Here is a 15,532-nt window from a genome sequence, read left to right as displayed (position 1 = left end):
GAACTGCCTGTTCAGAGCCTTGAGGGCGCTCCTGCCCATTCCTCTGCGGTAATCATGGAACAATGATGACCGAGTGCGTGGCAGTCATGCAAAGGAATTAATCGAGCCAGGTCAGCGCGAGCCACAGCGAGGCCCGCGCGTCGGCCGTCCCAAGATCATGACCGAGCAGGCGTTCGGCGTGAGAAATTCGGTGCCGAACGCTGTTGCGGTGCACGCCGAGTACTGCCGCGGCCCGGTCCCAGCTGCCGTGCTGGCCGAGCCAGGCCCGCAGCGTCTCGATCAGTTCGGGGCGGTTGAGGAGGCCGGCGAGCTCTCGGCGGGCATAGGCGCGGGCCGCTACGGGGTCGACGAGAGCGGACAGATCGGACGCCGGGAACGCGGGCTCGCCGGTGGCCAGTGCACGCGCCAGCAGTGCTTGGGCTTCGGCCGCCGCGTCGTCGATCGCGGACCTGGTCGGAGAGGCCGGTGCTGAGGTCGGCGCAGAGGTCGGCGCTGCGGCGGGCCCTGGGGCGGAGGCGGGCTCGGAGACCTCTGCCGACACCCCGACCGGCCCCGACACCTCGAACCCCGCCAGCACCAGCGCCAGAAACCCGCCCTCCACCTTCGACACCAGCGGCCCGTACCGCTGAGCCAGCACGTCGTAGTCAGCCCGCGACTCCCCCGCCACCACCCGGTACGGCCCAGGCCCCAGCACAGCCGCCAGCCCGGACACCCGCGACCGCAGCAACGCCGAAGCCGCAAGCCGGGCGATCTGCCCCCGTTCGCTCTCCACATCCCGCCGCAACAGCCCGAGCAACGCCAGCGCCACCGCGACGACAGCCCGTTCGGCAGGAGACAGCGCGGCCGACCGGCGCACCACCAGAACCGCGGCCTCGACCGGGTCCAGCGTCACCTGGTCCTCACCCACCTGGGCGGAGGCCGAACGAGGTCCCGTACCGGACGCGACCCGGGCCACGAGCGAGGCGACGTCCTCGGGCGCACTCGACACGTCGACAAGATCGGCGCGGCAGTTCAGCACCACGGCCAGCGTGGTCAGCACCGACTCGACGGGCCGGACGCGGGTGGCGGCTCGGGTCAGGGCGCGCTGGCTGTCCGCGAGCATCCGCTGCTCCCGCACAGCGATCTCCGCGAGCAACGCGCCCAGCGCCTGCGACACCGCGAGGAACGGCGTCGAGGGCGGCACCTCCAGCAAGGGCATCCCCTGCTCCGAACAGGCCTCCACCAGCGACAACGGCACCGTGGGGAACTCGGGCTCGACACCGAACCCGATCGCGGAGACGCCGGAGGTGACCAGTCCGGCCACGTACGCGGGCACGTCGGACGGGAACCGCACGCCGGCCGTGAGCAGCAGCTCCTCACCGACCAGGTAGGGCGTCGGGTCCTCCAACTCGGACACGTGCGCCCAGCGGATCGGCCGGTCCAGCGCGTCGGCTCCACACAGGACGTTCAGCCCGAGATCGACTCGCGCGACGAGATCCCGCAGTGGGACGGTTTGCACAACCATGGTCCGACGATTGTGCAGAACAACCACTTACCAGCGCCAGTGCGCGTTCCTACTGTGACCTGCAACCCAAGGAGGTCCGACAGTGGCTCTCGACTACGCGGTGATCGCCGCCTACGTGCTCGGCATGATCGGCATGGGCTGGTGGGGCATGCGCCGCGCCACCAGCAAGAGCGAGTACCTGGTCGCCGGACGCAGGCTCGGCTTCACGATGTACTCCGGCACCATGTCGGCCGTCGTGCTCGGCGGCGCGTCGACCATCGGCGGTGTCGGGCTCGGCTACAAGTTCGGCATCTCCGGCGCCTGGATGGTGTTCGCCATCGGCCTCGGCATCCTGTTGCTCAGCGCGCTTTTCGCGCGCCGGATCGTCAAGTTGAAGGTCTACACCGTCTCGCAGATGCTGGATCTCCGGTACGGCGGCAACTCCAGCATGATCTCCGGCCTGGTGATGGCGGCGTACACGCTGATGCTCACCGTCACGTCCACGATCGCGTACTCCACCATCTTCAACGTCCTCTTCGGACTGCCGAAGTCCGTCGGCGTGATCATCGGCGGCAGCATCGTGGTGCTGTACAGCGTTCTCGGCGGCATGTGGTCGATCACGCTCACCGACATCGTGCAGTTCGTCGTGAAGACGATCGGCATCCTGTTCCTGCTGCTGCCGATCAGCCTGATCTCCGCCGGCGGCTTCGACGGCATCCAGGAGCGCCTCAACGACCCGGCGATGTTCGAGGTCGGCAACATCGGCACCGGCACGATCATCACCTACCTGCTGATCTACGTGTTCGGCCTGCTGATCGGCCAGGACATCTGGCAGCGCGTGTTCACCGCGAAGTCGCCGAAGGTCGCGACCTGGGGCGGCATCACCTCCGGCCTCTACTGCCTCGTCTACGCGGTCGCCGGTGCGTTGATCGGCCTCGCGGGCAAGGCGCTCTACCCGGACATCGCGAACAAGGACGAGGCGTTCGCGACGATCGTGGAGAACCTGCTGCCGACCGGCGTGCGCGGGCTCGTGCTCGCTGCCGCGCTGGCCGCGATGATGTCGACCTCGTCCGGTGCCCTCATCGCCTGCGCCACGGTGGCGTCCAACGACATCTGGCGCCGCAAGACCGACTCGGACGTCCACAACAACCGGATGTTCACGCTCGTGATCGGTGTCGTCGCGATCGCCATCGCGGTGGCGCTCAACGATGTCGTGGCCGCGTTGACCGTCGCCTACAACATCCTCGTCGGCGGGCTGCTGGTCGCGATCATCGGCGGTCTGGTGTGGAAGCGCGGCACCCGGCTCGGCGCGATGGCGTCGATGGCGATCGGGTCGCTGACGGCGATCGGGTTCATGGTGTTCGTGGACGTGTACGCGAACGAAGCCATCTACTACAGCCTTGGTGCGTCGTTCGTGACGTACATCGTGGTCAGCCTCGCCACCCCGGCCACGGACGCGGCCGTGCTCGCGAACTGGGACCGCCGGGTGGCAGGCGAAGGCACCGACGAAGAAACGGAACTGGTGAACGCATGATCGGCCCCGTCGACTCCTCGAAGGTCCCGCGCTACGCGGGGCCGGCGACCTTCGCCCGGCTGCCGCGCCTCGACCAGGTGGCGCACGCGGACGTCGCGGTGGTGGGAGTCCCGTTCGACACGGGTGTCTCGTACCGGCCGGGTGCGCGGTTCGCGCCCTCGGCCGTGCGGGAGGCCTCGCGGCTGCTGCGGCCGTACAACCCGGGGCTGGACGTGGCGCCGTTCGACCGCATCCAGGTCGCGGACGGCGGGGACATCGCGGTCAACCCGTTCCACATCGGCGAGGCCATCGAGACGATCGAGGGCGCCGCGTCCGATCTGCAGCGCGACGGCACGAAGCTGGTGACCATCGGCGGCGACCACACGATCGCACTGCCGTTGCTGCGGGCGGTGTCGCGGATCCACGGACCCGTTGCGCTGCTGCACTTCGACGCGCACCTCGACACCTGGGACACCTACTTCGGTGAGCCCTACACGCACGGGACGCCGTTCCGCCGCGCGGTCGAGGACGGCATCCTCGACACGGAGGCGATCTCGCACGTCGGCACGCGAGGACCGTTGTACGGCAAGAAAGATCTCGAGGACGACCGGCGGCTCGGGTTCGGCATCGTGACGTCGTCGGACGTGATGCGGCGGGGCGTGGACGAGACCGTGGACGCGTTGCGGCAGCGGATCGGCGACCGGCCGTTGTACGTGTCGATCGACATCGACGTGCTGGACCCGGCGCACGCGCCCGGCACCGGCACGCCCGAGGCCGGTGGCATGACCTCGCGTGAGCTGCTGGAGATCGTGCGCGGGTTGCGGGGGCTGAACCTGGTGGGGGCGGACGTCGTCGAGGTGGCACCCGCCTACGACCACGCGGACATCACTTCCGTGGCAGCCTCGCACGTGGCTTACGACCTGGTGAGTCTGCTGGCGCTGAAGGAGGGTCAGTGAGTTCCCGCAACGGCGGTGACGTCGTCGTCGAGACGCTCGAAGCGCTCGGCGCCCACACCGTGTTCGGCATTCCCGGCCAGCACGCGCTCGGGCTCTTCGACGCCCTGCGCCGCTCCGACCTGCGCTACGTGGGCAGCCGCACCGAGGTCAACGCCGCGTTCGCCGCCGACGGCCACGCGCGGATCACCGGCTCGGTGACGCCGCTGCTGGTGTCGACCGGGCCCGGCGCGCTGCAAACCCTTGCCGGACTTCAGGAATCGGCTGCCGCGTCGGCGCCCGTGCTGGGCATCTCGTCGCAGATCCCCTCCGCCGGCCTCGGTGGTGTGCGGGGCGGGTACCTGCACGAGCTGACCGACCAGCTGGCCTCGTTCCGCGACGTCGTGAAGCACGCCCGCGTGGTGCGGCACGCCTCGCAGATCCCGTCGGCGCTCGCCGAGGCGTGGGAGATCGCGCTGACCGCGCCTTTCGGGCCGGTGTGGGTGGAGATACCGCAGGACGTGCTCCTCGGGCCCGCCGCCGTCCCGCCCGTCACCTCGATCTCCTGGTCGCCGCGTGAGCTGTACCCGCGGGCGGAACTCGTCGACGAGGCCGTTCGCCTGCTCGACGGCGCTGCCCGGCCGGTGATCCTGGCCGGCGGCGGTGCGGCACGGGCTTGTGACGAATTGCTGGAGCTGGCCGAGAAGCTGCGCGCACCGGTGGTGACGACGTTCGGTGGCAAGGGCAACTTCCCCTGGGAGCACCCGCTTTCCGCGCAGTCGTGGCTGGAGGACTGGCACACCACCGAGTTCCTGGCCGACGCGGATGTGCTGCTGGTCGTCGGATCCGGGCTGGGCGAGCTGTCCAGCAACTACCGGACGTTCCGGCCGAGCGGTTCGGTGATCCAGATCGAGGCCGATCTGGGCAAGCTGGAGTCGAACTACCCCGCTCTCGGCATCCACGCCGACGCGCGGCACGCCTTGCGCGCCCTGACTTCCGGGGTGACCGCCCGGGCTGCGGACGGTGTCGCCGAAGAACGCGTGCGCGGCCTGCTGGAGCGGGTCGGGGAACGGCTGGCCGCGCAGGAACTGGACCTGGAGTGGCAGGTGCTCGCTGCTTTGCGGTCGGCGGTTCCCGATGGCACGCCTACCTGCTGGGACATGACGATCCTCGCCTACTGGGCCTGGTCGGCGTGGGATCCGCGTGGTGGCACGCAGTTCTCGGCCCAGGGCGCCGGCGGCCTCGGCTACGGCTTCCCCGCCGCGCTGGGAGTCGCCGCGGCCGTGGACGGGCCGGTGCTGGCCGTGTCCGGTGACGGCGGCGCCATGTACGGCATCTCGGAGCTGGCCGTCGCCGCCCAGCACGGCGCACGGGTCGTGTGGCTGATCGTCGACGACGGCGGCTACGGCATCCTGCGCGAGTACATGACCGACACGTTCGGCCAGGCCACCGCGACCGAGCTGGCCCGCCCGGACTTCGTGGCGCTCGCAGAGGCGTTCGGCGTGCCCGCCACCCGCAGCACGCCTGAGTCGCTGCGCGAAGATCTCGCCAAGGCGTTCGCCGGGGACGGCCCGCACGTGGTCGTGCTGCCCGCGGTGTTGCGCATGTTCGCCCCCACGCACCTGGAGCAGACGTGATCGTCGCGAACTTCATCAACGGCGGCCCTGCTGCCGCCGCGGACACCTCGCCGCTGGTCGACCCGGCCACCGGCCTGGAGTTCGGTTCCGCCGCGGTGTCTCGTGCGGACGAGGTCGACGCGGCGGTCCAGGCCGCCGCGGCGGCTTTCCCCGCGTGGTCCCGCACCACTCCCGGCGAACGGCAGCAGGCTCTGCTCAAGCTCGCGGACCTGCTGGAGGCTCACGCGGGTGAAGTCGCCGACGCCGAGATCCGGGAGACCGGCAAGATCCGCTCGGTCGTCCTCGACGAGGAGATCCCGCAGTGCGCGGACCAGATCCGGTTCTTCGCCGGTGCCGCCCGCGCCCTGGGCACCGCCGCCGCGGGCGAGTACATCCCCGGCCACACCTCGTACCAGCGCCGCGAGCCGGTAGGCGTGATCGCGCAGATCACGCCGTGGAACTACCCGCTGATGATGGCGGTCTGGAAGATCGCACCGGCCCTCGCCGCAGGCAACACCGTCGTGCTGAAGCCCGCCGACACCACGCCGTCCTCCACGGTCCTGCTGGCCACCCTCGCCGCCGAGGTGCTGCCCGCGGGCGTGTTCAACGTCGTGCTGGGTGACCGCGACACCGGCCGCCTTCTGGTCGAGCACCCGGTGCCGGCGATGGTGTCGATCACCGGTTCCACCCGTGCCGGCATCGAGGTCGCCCGCAGCGCGGCCCTCACGGTCAAGCGCACGCACCTCGAACTCGGCGGCAACGCGCCCGTCCTGGTGTTCGACGACGTGGACGTGGCCGCGGCGGCCGAGGGAATCGTGGGAGCCGCGTTCTACAACGCCGGCCAGGACTGCACGGCCGCCACGCGCGTGCTCGTGCACTCGGCTGTCCACGACGAGTTCGTCGCGGCACTGGTCAAGGCGGCCTCCGCCTCCGTGCCCGGCACCGACTTCGGACCGTTGAACAGCGAGAACCAGCTCGCCAGCGTGCTCGGGCTGATCTCACGGCTGCCGTCGAGTGCGACCGTCCACTGCGGCGGCAAGCAGCACGGCTCGACCGGGTTCTACCTGGAGCCGACCGTCATCTCCGGACTGTCGCAGGACGACGAGCTGGTGCAGGAGGAAGCGTTCGCGCCGGTGATCACCGTGCAGTCGTTCGGTTCCGACGACGAAGCGATCTCCCTGGCCAACGGTGTGCCGCAGGGGCTGGCGTCGTCGATCTGGACCCGCGACACAGGCCGAGCCACGGCACTGACGACGCGGCTCGACTTCGGCATCGTGTGGGTCAACACCCACGGTCTGGTGGCGTCCGAGATGCCGCACGGCGGGTTCGGCGCGTCCGGCTACGGCAAGGACCTGTCGATGCACGGCCTGGAGGACTACACGCGCGTCAAGCACGTGATGATCGCCCACTAGAAGCTCGGAAGTCGGCGTTTCCGCTGGTCAGATCAGGCGGCGATGCCGATTTCCTTGATCAGCCTCGCCACGTGCCCGGTGGCCCGGACCTTGTACTTGGCCAGGGCGATGGTGCCCTCGGGGTCGACCACGAAGGTGGAGCGGATGACGCTTTGGACGACGCGGCCGTAGACCGTCCTCTCGCCGAACGCCGCCCACGCCATGAGCACGGTCTTCTCAGGATCGGCCAGCAGCGGGAAGGTCACCTCCTTCTGCTCCGCGAACACGGCCAGCCGCTCCGGCGTGTCCGGGGAGATGCCCAGGACCTGGTACCCGGCGAGGTTCAGCTCGTTGAGCTTGTCCCTGAAGTCGCACGCCTGCGTGGTGCAGCCAGGAGTCCCCGCGGCCGGGTAGAAGTAGATGATCACGTGCTGCCCGCGGAAGTCGGACAGGGCAACCTTGTTGCGCGTGCTGTCGAGCAGGCTGAAGTCGGGCGCGACGTCACCGGGAGAAAGTTGTTGTCCGTCACTCATGATTTGAGCCTCCATGTTCCGCCGACGGCGGATGACGACAATTCCTTGACCGCTGGCAAGACGGCTCGCGAACCGCATGTCTTCGGTGCACGGGCGCTGCCGCTGAGTTGTTCTTCGTGGGCAGCGTATTGCTGGAGGCAGGGCAGCACCGCCGCACGCGGCGAAGGATGCCCGATAGTGAAACGACGCCTTGCACGCCTGGCCTCATATTCCGGGCGACTGAGGCATGTTCAACAGGTCACGGTCTACCCTCATGTGCTGCGAGGCTCATTCGAGGCAATGGGGGGATCGTGCTTGCTCTGTTCGGCTCGGCGGTGGCTGGTGATCGGGTGGTGAACCTGACTCGGCATGCCTGTTGGCATCGCCGGGGCAGCACTCAAGCAGATTCCGATGGCGCGTTCTGCTCTGCTTTGCGGCATTCAGGGCACACGCCCCAGTAGATGACCTCGGCTTCGTCGAGATCGAAGCCCCAATCATGCGAAGGCGTGAGGCACGGCGTGTAGTTGACCGCGCAGTCGACGTCCTCGGTCCGCCCGCATTTGCGGCAGACCGCGTGATGGTGGTTGTCGCCGATGCGGGTCTCGAAACGGGCGGGGTGTCCGGCAAATTCGGTCCGCCGCACGTGGTCGGCGGCGGTCCAGGCGTTCAGCACGTCGTAGATCGCCTGGGTCGAGACCGTCCCGAGCTGGTTGCGCACACCCTCGGCGACCTCGGCCGCTGTCGCGTGGGGGTGCTGCTGCACGTACCCCAGCACCGACAGCCTCGGGGCGGTCACCCGCAGTCCCCAAGCCTTGAGCTGCTGGCGAAGCAGATCTTGATCGGCCTCGGCTGAGTTTGCCATAAGTGATATGCAAGCAGCGTTAGCGGAAAGAGTCAAGAACTTGAGGCAATCCAGTTTTGGATCTGTGGTTGCGGCACCGGCCGACCCGGCCGGGGCCGCCACCTGCGACGAAGATCAGATCAGGCCGAGCGCGTTCATCGCTGCGGCGACGGTGTGGAAGGCCGCGATGTTCGCGCCGGCACCGTAGTCGCCCGGCAGGTCGTGGTCGTCGGCCGTGGCCAGGCACGTGTCGTGGATCGTCCGCATGGTGCCCCGGAGCCGCCGGTCGACGTCCACGGCCTGCCACTGGTCGCGTGCCGCGTTCTGCTGCATCTCGAAGGCCGACGTCGCGACGCCGCCCGCGTTCGCGGCCTTGCCGGGAGCCACCGGGACCCCTGCGTCGCGGAAGGTCTGGACGGCATCCGGCGTGCAGGGCATGTTCGCGCCTTCGACGACGGCGACCACACCGTTCCTGACCAGCGACTTGGCCCCGACCCCGTCCAGCTCGTTCTGCGTGGCCGAGGGCACCACGAGATCGCAAGGGACGTCCCAAGGCTTTTCAAAGGGCATGAATGCCGCCCCGGCCACGGACTCCACGTAGGTGCTCAACCTTCGGCGGCGTACGAACTTCAGTTCGTGCAGCAGGTCGAGGCGGATTCCGGCGGGGTCGTGCAGATAGCCCCCTGAATCCGAGCACGCGACCACGGTCGCACCGAGTTGCTGCAGTTTTTCCATCGCGTAGTAGGCGACGTTCCCCGAACCGGAGACAACCGCGCGCTTGCCCTCGATCTTCTCGCCACGAGCTTCGAGCATGGACTCGAGGAAATAGATGGCTCCGTATCCCGTCGCTTCCGGCCGGACGTGACTGCCACCGATCAGAAGACCCTTTCCGGTGAGCACGCCCGCATCGAAGCGGTTGGTGATTCTCTTGTACTGACCGAACAGATATCCGAGCTCCCGGCCTCCGACACCGACATCGCCCGCCGGAATGTCCGTGCACGGTCCGATGTGACGATGGAGTTCGGTCATGAAAGCTTGACAGAAGCGCATGATCTCACCATCGGAGCGGCCTGCCGGATCGAAGTCCGATCCGCCTTTTCCGGCACCGAGACCGAGGCCGGTGAGAGCGTTCTTGAAGATCTGCTCGAAGGCGAGGAACTTGACCACGCCGAGGGTGACGTTCCGGTGGAAGCGCAGGCCACCCTTGTACGGCCCGAGCGCCGAGCTGAACCCGACCCGGAACCCGCGGTTGACCTGCGCCTTCCCCCTGTCGTCCGTCCAGACGACGCGGAACATGGTCTGGCGTTCAGGTTCACAGAGTCGCTCGAGCAGGCCGGCGTCGCACAGGCTCCGATCACGGCGCAACGCGGGCCGGATGGCGGTGAGGACTTCGAGCACTGCTTGGTGGAACTCGATCTCGGCCGGATTGCGGTGCACGATCTGGTCGAAGAGGGTCAGCACTTCGTCATCAAGAGTCATCGCCTTCTCATCTCTTCTGGAGTGGCGCCCGGACTTCGACCTCATGGTGGACCGGCCACTCAGCGATGGCGGGGACACGAGCACCCTCTGCCCTCTTGGACATCTGGAACTTTCACGATGGGGTCGCCGCACGCGGGATGAATGAATGTTCAACGAATTCTCCCCTGACCGAGGCGAGCACATCCCGTGTCGTTGTCAGCCAAACCAGCAGAACGGGCCAGCGACACACCGGCAGATCGAGCGTTGGCGGTTGCTGTTACGCCTGGGTGAATCGGTACAGAAGCCGAAAACTGGAACTATTCCAAAAAGCTAGACTGGAACGCTTCCAAAGAAGCTCCGCCGCTGCTACGTTCTCCATAGACGAAGTAACGAGGACCACAGGCCCGAGATCATCGAGCCGGTGCCGGACCGATTAGCAGTATCAGCAACCAGCCATTTCAAGGCGCCGCAACGTAAGGGCGTCCTGGTAAAGACTTGCCAAAATCTTTGCAAAATTTTGTTAAAAGTCCCTGGTAAATGCCATCCGGCGGCGTATTTGGCGTGCCCGGATGACACCGACTGAGGAGGTCTCGATGCGTCAAGTGCGGGTCGCGGTCCACGCTTCCGACCAGCTGAGCTTCTCCGGGCTGGCCGCCTACCTCCGGCCGAACCCCGAGTTCGTGGTGGCGCCGTGGTGTGCGAGCGACGGCGCCGAGGTGGTGCTCGTCGTAGGAGACTCGCCTGCCGAGGTCGCCGCGCTCATGAAGGTGGGCGCACAGCGGAGCCCCGGCGTTCCGGTCATCGTGATCGCCGGCGTCCTGAGCAGGGAGGTCATCGCGGTGGCCGCGCGGATCGGTGTCGTCCGCATCATGGATCGGTCGGTCATGACACGCGAGGAACTGGCGGGGTGGATCGCGGCGGCCGCGGCAGGCGGCAAGCAGGATCGGGTCCGCTTCGCGGAGACCATCCCGTCGCACGCAGGCGGGCTCCGGCACCTCACCGTGGCGGAGCAGCAGCAGACCCGCGGGTTCGAACGGCGGGAGATCGAGGTGCTCCGGTTGCTGGCCGACGGGCTGGACACCCAGGAGATCGCGGATCGGCTGTTCTACTCGGAGCGCACGGTCAAGACCATCATCTCCGGGATCAGCATGCGCATGAACCTGCGGAACCGACCACACGCGGTGGCCTACGCCGTTCGCGTCGGCGCCATTTGACCGCGCAGGTCACCGCGGGCGGTCAGCCGGTCGCGGCTTGATCCCGTTGCTTCTTGATCAAGCCACGACGGTCCCTTCTGGACGGACTCACCCATTCGAGTCAATCGCGGAGTTCTTGGGCAATCTGTGGTTGCACCGCAGGTTTCGTTGCACCGCAGGTTTCCCCTTCCGCAGGCAGGCTAACGTCGGCCAGGCAACGTGAGTTGACCTTGTGAAACCGGCCAGTGCCCGCCGAGTCAGCACGCCGGGGTACGACGGTACGGAGGATGACATGGAGTGTGTGCAGGTAGCGGTCGTCGCAAACGACCCGATCATCGCAGTCGGGGTGACGAATTACTTGCAGGGCTACTCCGACATCGCGGTCCAGGAGGTGAACGGCGGCGGGGCCGACGTGCTCGTCTCGGCGATCGACCGGGTGACCTCCGCGAGGCTGTGGCACCTGCGCGAGGACTCGTTCGGCGGGGACAAGCCCATCGTGCTCGTGGTCAACGACATCGACCAGAACGATCTCCTCGTCGCAGTCGACATGGGCGTCGCCGCGGTGCTCCGCCGCCGGTCGGTGACAGCGGAGAGGCTGCACCACGCCGTCATGGTCTCGGCGTCGGGCGGCGCGGTCGTGCCGAACGACCTGCTGGGCGGTCTGCTCAGGCATCTCGAACGCCTGCAGCGGCAGGTCTCTGGTCCACACGGGCCGAACGGACTCGGCTTCACCGCTCGGGAGATCGAAGTGCTCCGGATGCTGGCCGAGGGGACCGAGACCCCGGAGATCGCGGAGAAGCTGTCCTGTTCCGAGAGGACGGTGAAGGGGGTCGTGTCGGCGGTGACCAAGCGCCTGAACCTGCGCAACCGCACGCAGGCGGTGGCACACGCGTGTCGATCGGGTGTGATCTGACGTCATCCGCACCAACGCACTCTCGGCGCCGCGCAGATCTGCTTGTACTGCGCCCCAAGCACTCGAGCTCGCGCATCGCGGCACGATGCGGACCGCCGCCGCGCAGGCCGCACACCAGGACATGATCGGCGACCGGTGCGGAGTGGACACCGGACATCTGTGGACCTCGGTGCTCACCCTGGTCTACGCGGGCAACCTTGTTGATGCGCAGTCCTATTGCCTCACACTGACACGGAGGCAGGAGTGGCAGCGGTCGGACGCCGGCCGGCAGATGCTGCAACTGCTGCGCTCACGGATCAGCTTCCTCGCCGGGGAACCGCCATCCGCCCGCGACAGCATCGGCTTGATGCTGTCCGGCGGTCTGCACGGCTCACTGGTGGGCCTTGCGATGGCGTGGGGAGTGGAGGAGCTGCTCCAGTACGGCGCGGCACGAGAGGCCAATCTCCTGTTGCTGCAACATGATTGCGCCGCAACCGTGGACGAGGACCTACCCGGCCGCGCCTTCCTGTACGCCGCGAGGGCGGCCGTGCAGTCGACTTCGGGGCAGGCTCAGCGCGCGGTGAGGGACTACCTCGCCTGCGGCCGCGAGCTGTCCGCGAGCGGTGTTCGCAATCCGGCGGTGCTCCCCTGGCGGTCACGCGCGGCGGTGTCGGCCTTCGCCGTCCAGCACCGGGACCTCGCCCAGGCCCTTGCCCGGGAGGAACTGACGGCAGCGCGGATGTGGGGCGCCCCGCGCGCTGTCGGTGAGGCTCTGCGCGCGCTGGGTCTGGTGCTCGGCGGAGGCTTGGGAGACAACGAACTCGCGGAGGCCATCGACCTGTTCGAGGTGGCCGGTGCTCGCAACGAGATCATTCGCACGGCCTACGAACTCGGGCGCCGGCGGTGCGACGAAGAAGACTTCGGGGCGGCGCGGGAGCGCTTTCTGCTTGCCGCACAACATGCCCGGGCGACCGGGAACGACCACTGGGCGCAGCGGGTGGACTTCGCGTTGCAGCGCACCGGCCTGCCCAGGAAGGAAAGCCTGCTGACCAAGCAGGAAGCGAAGGTCGCCGCTCTCGCCCGTGCGGGTTACGGCAACCGCGAGATCGCCGAGCAGCTCTTCCTGGCCCTCCGCACGGTGGAGTTCCACCTCTCGGCTGTCTATCGCAAGCGCGGCATCACCGGCCGCCGAGATCTCCACAGCATCACCGCCGACTTCGAGTGACGCCGTGGCTTCAGAGCCGGTGTGCCAGTGCCGCCAGCTGCTTGCGGCCGACGACGTCGAACTTGCGGTAGGTCGCGGTGAGGTGGAACTCGACGGTGCGGATGGTCACGAACAACTGCTCGGCGATCTGCTTGTTGCTGTACCCGGCGGCGGCCAGCCTGGCGATCTTGGCTTCCTGCCGGGTCAGCTTCGGGGTGGCGCCGGCGGCGAGCCGCTGCTCGGCCTGGTCGATTTCATCGATGAGCACGGTGTTGTTCAACCTCCCGGCGATGCGCCGGGCGTGGGTCAGTCGCGCTTGACTTTCGCTGGTACGACCGCGCTCCTGCAGGAGATCAGCGAAGTCGATCAGCATCCGGGCGAGCTCACCGTTGTCCTGCGCGATCTCGATCAACGAGATCGCTTCCTCGTACAGCCTGTCACCGTCGGCGCCCTCAGCGAGGTGCCCCTGCAGGCCCAACGCCTGTCCGACCGTGCTGGGACTTCCCCACCGCCGGGCGAGTTCCAGATTCCGCACGGCGAGCCGTCCGGCGACGCGGGTGTGTCCGAGTCTGGCGGCCGCGAACGCGGCACGCGAACGCCAGGGCACCACCGCGGGATTGGTCACGTGGAGCACGTCGAGACAGCGCCCGCTCGTCAGGTAGTCGTCCAGAGCGGCCCGGTAGCGGTGCTGGGCGAACCGGAGGTCACCACGCGCGGCCAGAACCAGTGCCCGGTCCGGAATGTCGTCGATTGCCTCGTCGAATCCGTTCTGGCGCAACAGTTCGTCGGCTTCGGCGAGGTTCCCGTTCTTGACCAGTGCCTCGGTCAGCCAGGCCACCGCCATCGGCCGCATCGAGTTGGACAGCGTGCCTGTGAGCATGGACCTCAGCAACTGGGAGGCTTCCTCGTAACGGCCGACGAGTGAGCGAAGCCGAGCCAGCAACATGTCGAGCGTGTTCGCTCGCGGCTCGCACCGGACCCACTCGGCGTTGCGCACGACGTCGAGGTAGAGATCGGTGGCGACCGTCGCCTGTCCTGAGTAGATCAGCGCCAGGGTCGCCTGCCACAGCGAGTCGAAGTTGAGCGGCCCCTCCTCACCGCGGAGCACCCGCACGGCTGCGTCGATCGCAGCCGCGCGGTCGCCACCGACGTTGGCCAGGAAGATCGCCTGCGCGCTCACCGAGACGGCCTGCGGGGACCTGGCGCCCCGACGCAGGGACCAGCGCGAGCCAGGGATGTACACGGCCACGATGCGCGTGGTCGAAGGCAGAATCCGAAGGGGGCAGCTCTGCCCCGTGCCGCGGATGAAGATGTGGTTCGTCCGATGCCGCCGGAGCAGTTGTACGGTGCGCACGTTAGGTACCCCGATCCGTGTTTCTCGGAGGGCAAGCTCGGCGGGTGCTCACTCGTCTGACCATTCTTTCATCACGTAGTCGACCAACGAGAGCAATGCCAGCCTGACCGATGCGCGGTCACGGGCGTCACAACAGACCAGCGGAACGGAAGGCGACAGGGACATCGCCGACCGGACTGCCCTCACCTTGTGGTGCTGCACGCCGTCGAACAGATTGACGCCCACGATGTAGGGCACTTTCCGGTCCTCGAAGAAGTCGATCGGCGCGAACGAATCGGCGAGCCGGCGAGTGTCCGCGAGCACAATGGCGCCGATCGCGCCGTAGACCAGCCGGTCCCACATGAACCAGAAACGCTCCTGGCCCGGCGTGCCGAAGAGGTAGAGCATCAGGTCATCGGCGAGGGACACCCGGCCGAAGTCCATGGCCACGGTCGTCGTGAATTTGTTGGGGGTCTTGTCGGTCATGTCGGTACCGAGACTCGCCGTGGTCATCACTGCTTCGGTGGTCAGCGGTTTGATGTCCGAGACCGCGCCGACAAAGGTCGTCTTGCCCACCCCGAAGCCCCCGGAAACGAGGATCTTCGACGAGATCACCGAAGTTTCGGCTGAATTGCGGGCGTGCGGCCGAGGAGCGTGCTCTTCGTTCAGCACCGATGCGGAGTTCATGTTCACAGCGCGCCCCCGGTCTTGAGACCGCTCATCCGGCCACGCAGGGTGTCGCGGACCTCGGGCGTCAGCACCGCGCCGACTCGGCTGACCAGGCTGGCCATCTCGTAGGCGATCTGACCGATGTCGCAGTTCGGCTCGGCCAGCACGGCGAGGCTCGACCCGTCGCTGATCGACATGAGCACCAGGGTCCCCCCTTCCATCTCCACGATGGTGTCGTTCACTTCGCCGGCTTCGAAGCACCTCGCGGCGCCTTCGGTGAGGCTGATCAGCCCGCAGGCGACCGCGGCGAGTTGATCGGCACGGTCGTCCGGGAGTTCGTCGGACGCGGTCAGCAGGAGCCCGTCCGCTGACACGGTGACGCCGTGGGCGACTCCCGGCACGCGGCCGACGAAGTCGTTGATCAGCCAGCCGAGATCGGTCTCGTCGTACGTCCTCTGACTCATGATCGCGCTGCCCTTCTCGGGTTCGGTTCTC

14 protein-coding genes are annotated in these 15,532 nt (G+C 67.8%); 7 read left to right on the top strand and 7 right to left on the bottom strand.

All coding sequences use genetic code 11. The features are described from left to right. Positions 1-97: 97 nt before the first annotated feature. Positions 98-1,504 (bottom strand): PucR family transcriptional regulator, encoded by a 1,407-nt coding sequence (locus ACIA8G_RS29335; RefSeq protein ID WP_396421917.1) that lies wholly within the window; start codon positions 1,502-1,504, stop codon positions 98-100. Positions 1,505-1,586: 82 nt separating this feature from the next. On the opposite strand from ACIA8G_RS29335, the gene ACIA8G_RS29330 reads away from it, so the two are divergent. Genes ACIA8G_RS29330 through ACIA8G_RS29315 form a run of 4 tightly spaced genes read left to right on the top strand, consistent with a single transcriptional unit; the run spans position 1,587 to position 6,956 of the window. Beyond that, the gene (locus ACIA8G_RS29330; protein WP_396421916.1) at positions 1,587-3,017 is read left to right on the top strand and encodes a sodium:solute symporter; all 1,431 of its coding nucleotides are present in this window, start codon (positions 1,587-1,589) and stop codon (positions 3,015-3,017) included. Continuing rightward, on the top strand, positions 3,014-3,952 hold the full coding sequence (gene speB / locus ACIA8G_RS29325) for an agmatinase (RefSeq protein ID WP_396421915.1): 939 nt from the start codon (positions 3,014-3,016) through the stop codon (positions 3,950-3,952). Before ACIA8G_RS29330 ends, speB begins: the two co-directional genes overlap by 4 nt. After that, positions 3,949-5,565 (top strand): thiamine pyrophosphate-binding protein, encoded by a 1,617-nt coding sequence (locus ACIA8G_RS29320; protein ID WP_396421914.1) that lies wholly within the window; start codon positions 3,949-3,951, stop codon positions 5,563-5,565. The genes speB and ACIA8G_RS29320 overlap by 4 nt, the downstream gene beginning before the upstream one ends. Further along, on the top strand, positions 5,562-6,956 hold the full coding sequence (locus ACIA8G_RS29315) for an aminobutyraldehyde dehydrogenase (protein ID WP_396421913.1): 1,395 nt from the start codon (positions 5,562-5,564) through the stop codon (positions 6,954-6,956). The genes ACIA8G_RS29320 and ACIA8G_RS29315 overlap by 4 nt, the downstream gene beginning before the upstream one ends. Before the next feature lie 32 nt (positions 6,957-6,988). On the opposite strand, the gene bcp is transcribed toward ACIA8G_RS29315, so the two are convergent. The 3 genes from bcp to gdhA all read right to left on the bottom strand — a co-directional run bounded on the left by bcp (position 6,989) and on the right by gdhA (position 9,767). After that, entirely contained in the window at positions 6,989-7,468 is a 480-nt protein-coding gene (gene bcp, locus ACIA8G_RS29310; RefSeq protein WP_396421912.1) for a thioredoxin-dependent thiol peroxidase, read from the bottom strand. Between the two features lie 376 nt (positions 7,469-7,844). After that, a complete protein-coding gene (locus ACIA8G_RS29305; RefSeq protein ID WP_396421911.1) occupies positions 7,845-8,309 on the bottom strand; it encodes a Fur family transcriptional regulator in 465 nt (154 codons plus the stop codon). 114 nt (positions 8,310-8,423) lie between these two features. Next, the gene (gene gdhA / locus ACIA8G_RS29300; protein ID WP_396421910.1) at positions 8,424-9,767 is read right to left on the bottom strand and encodes an NADP-specific glutamate dehydrogenase; all 1,344 of its coding nucleotides are present in this window, start codon (positions 9,765-9,767) and stop codon (positions 8,424-8,426) included. Between the two features lie 572 nt (positions 9,768-10,339). Here gdhA and ACIA8G_RS29295 point away from each other — a divergent pair. From ACIA8G_RS29295 to ACIA8G_RS29285, 3 genes are all read left to right on the top strand, one after another. Beyond that, positions 10,340-10,960 (top strand): LuxR C-terminal-related transcriptional regulator, encoded by a 621-nt coding sequence (locus ACIA8G_RS29295; protein WP_396421909.1) that lies wholly within the window; start codon positions 10,340-10,342, stop codon positions 10,958-10,960. 271 nt (positions 10,961-11,231) lie between these two features. Continuing rightward, positions 11,232-11,852 (top strand): LuxR C-terminal-related transcriptional regulator, encoded by a 621-nt coding sequence (locus ACIA8G_RS29290; RefSeq protein ID WP_396421908.1) that lies wholly within the window; start codon positions 11,232-11,234, stop codon positions 11,850-11,852. An 85-nt stretch (positions 11,853-11,937) separates the two neighbouring features. After that, entirely contained in the window at positions 11,938-13,056 is a 1,119-nt protein-coding gene (locus ACIA8G_RS29285) for a LuxR C-terminal-related transcriptional regulator (protein WP_396421907.1), read from the top strand. Positions 13,057-13,066: 10 nt separating this feature from the next. On the opposite strand, the gene ACIA8G_RS29280 is transcribed toward ACIA8G_RS29285, so the two are convergent. The 3 genes from ACIA8G_RS29280 to ACIA8G_RS29270 form a co-directional block, all read right to left on the bottom strand. After that, a complete protein-coding gene (locus tag ACIA8G_RS29280) occupies positions 13,067-14,284 on the bottom strand; it encodes a LuxR C-terminal-related transcriptional regulator (RefSeq protein ID WP_396421906.1) in 1,218 nt (405 codons plus the stop codon). Between the two features lie 153 nt (positions 14,285-14,437). Further along, positions 14,438-14,983 carry a GTP-binding protein gene (locus tag ACIA8G_RS29275; protein WP_396422345.1) on the bottom strand — a complete coding sequence of 182 codons (546 nt, stop codon included), beginning with the start codon at positions 14,981-14,983 and terminating at the stop codon, positions 14,438-14,440. Between the two features lie 74 nt (positions 14,984-15,057). Then, on the bottom strand, positions 15,058-15,501 hold the full coding sequence (locus ACIA8G_RS29270) for a roadblock/LC7 domain-containing protein (RefSeq protein ID WP_396421905.1): 444 nt from the start codon (positions 15,499-15,501) through the stop codon (positions 15,058-15,060). Positions 15,502-15,532 lie beyond the last annotated feature (31 nt).

This window comes from Lentzea sp. NPDC051213 (genome assembly GCF_044455585.1).
Lineage (GTDB): Bacteria > Actinomycetota > Actinomycetes > Mycobacteriales > Pseudonocardiaceae > Lentzea.
The sequence above is the reverse complement of the archived record's forward strand: the minus strand, read 5'-3'. Positions and strand labels throughout refer to the sequence as shown.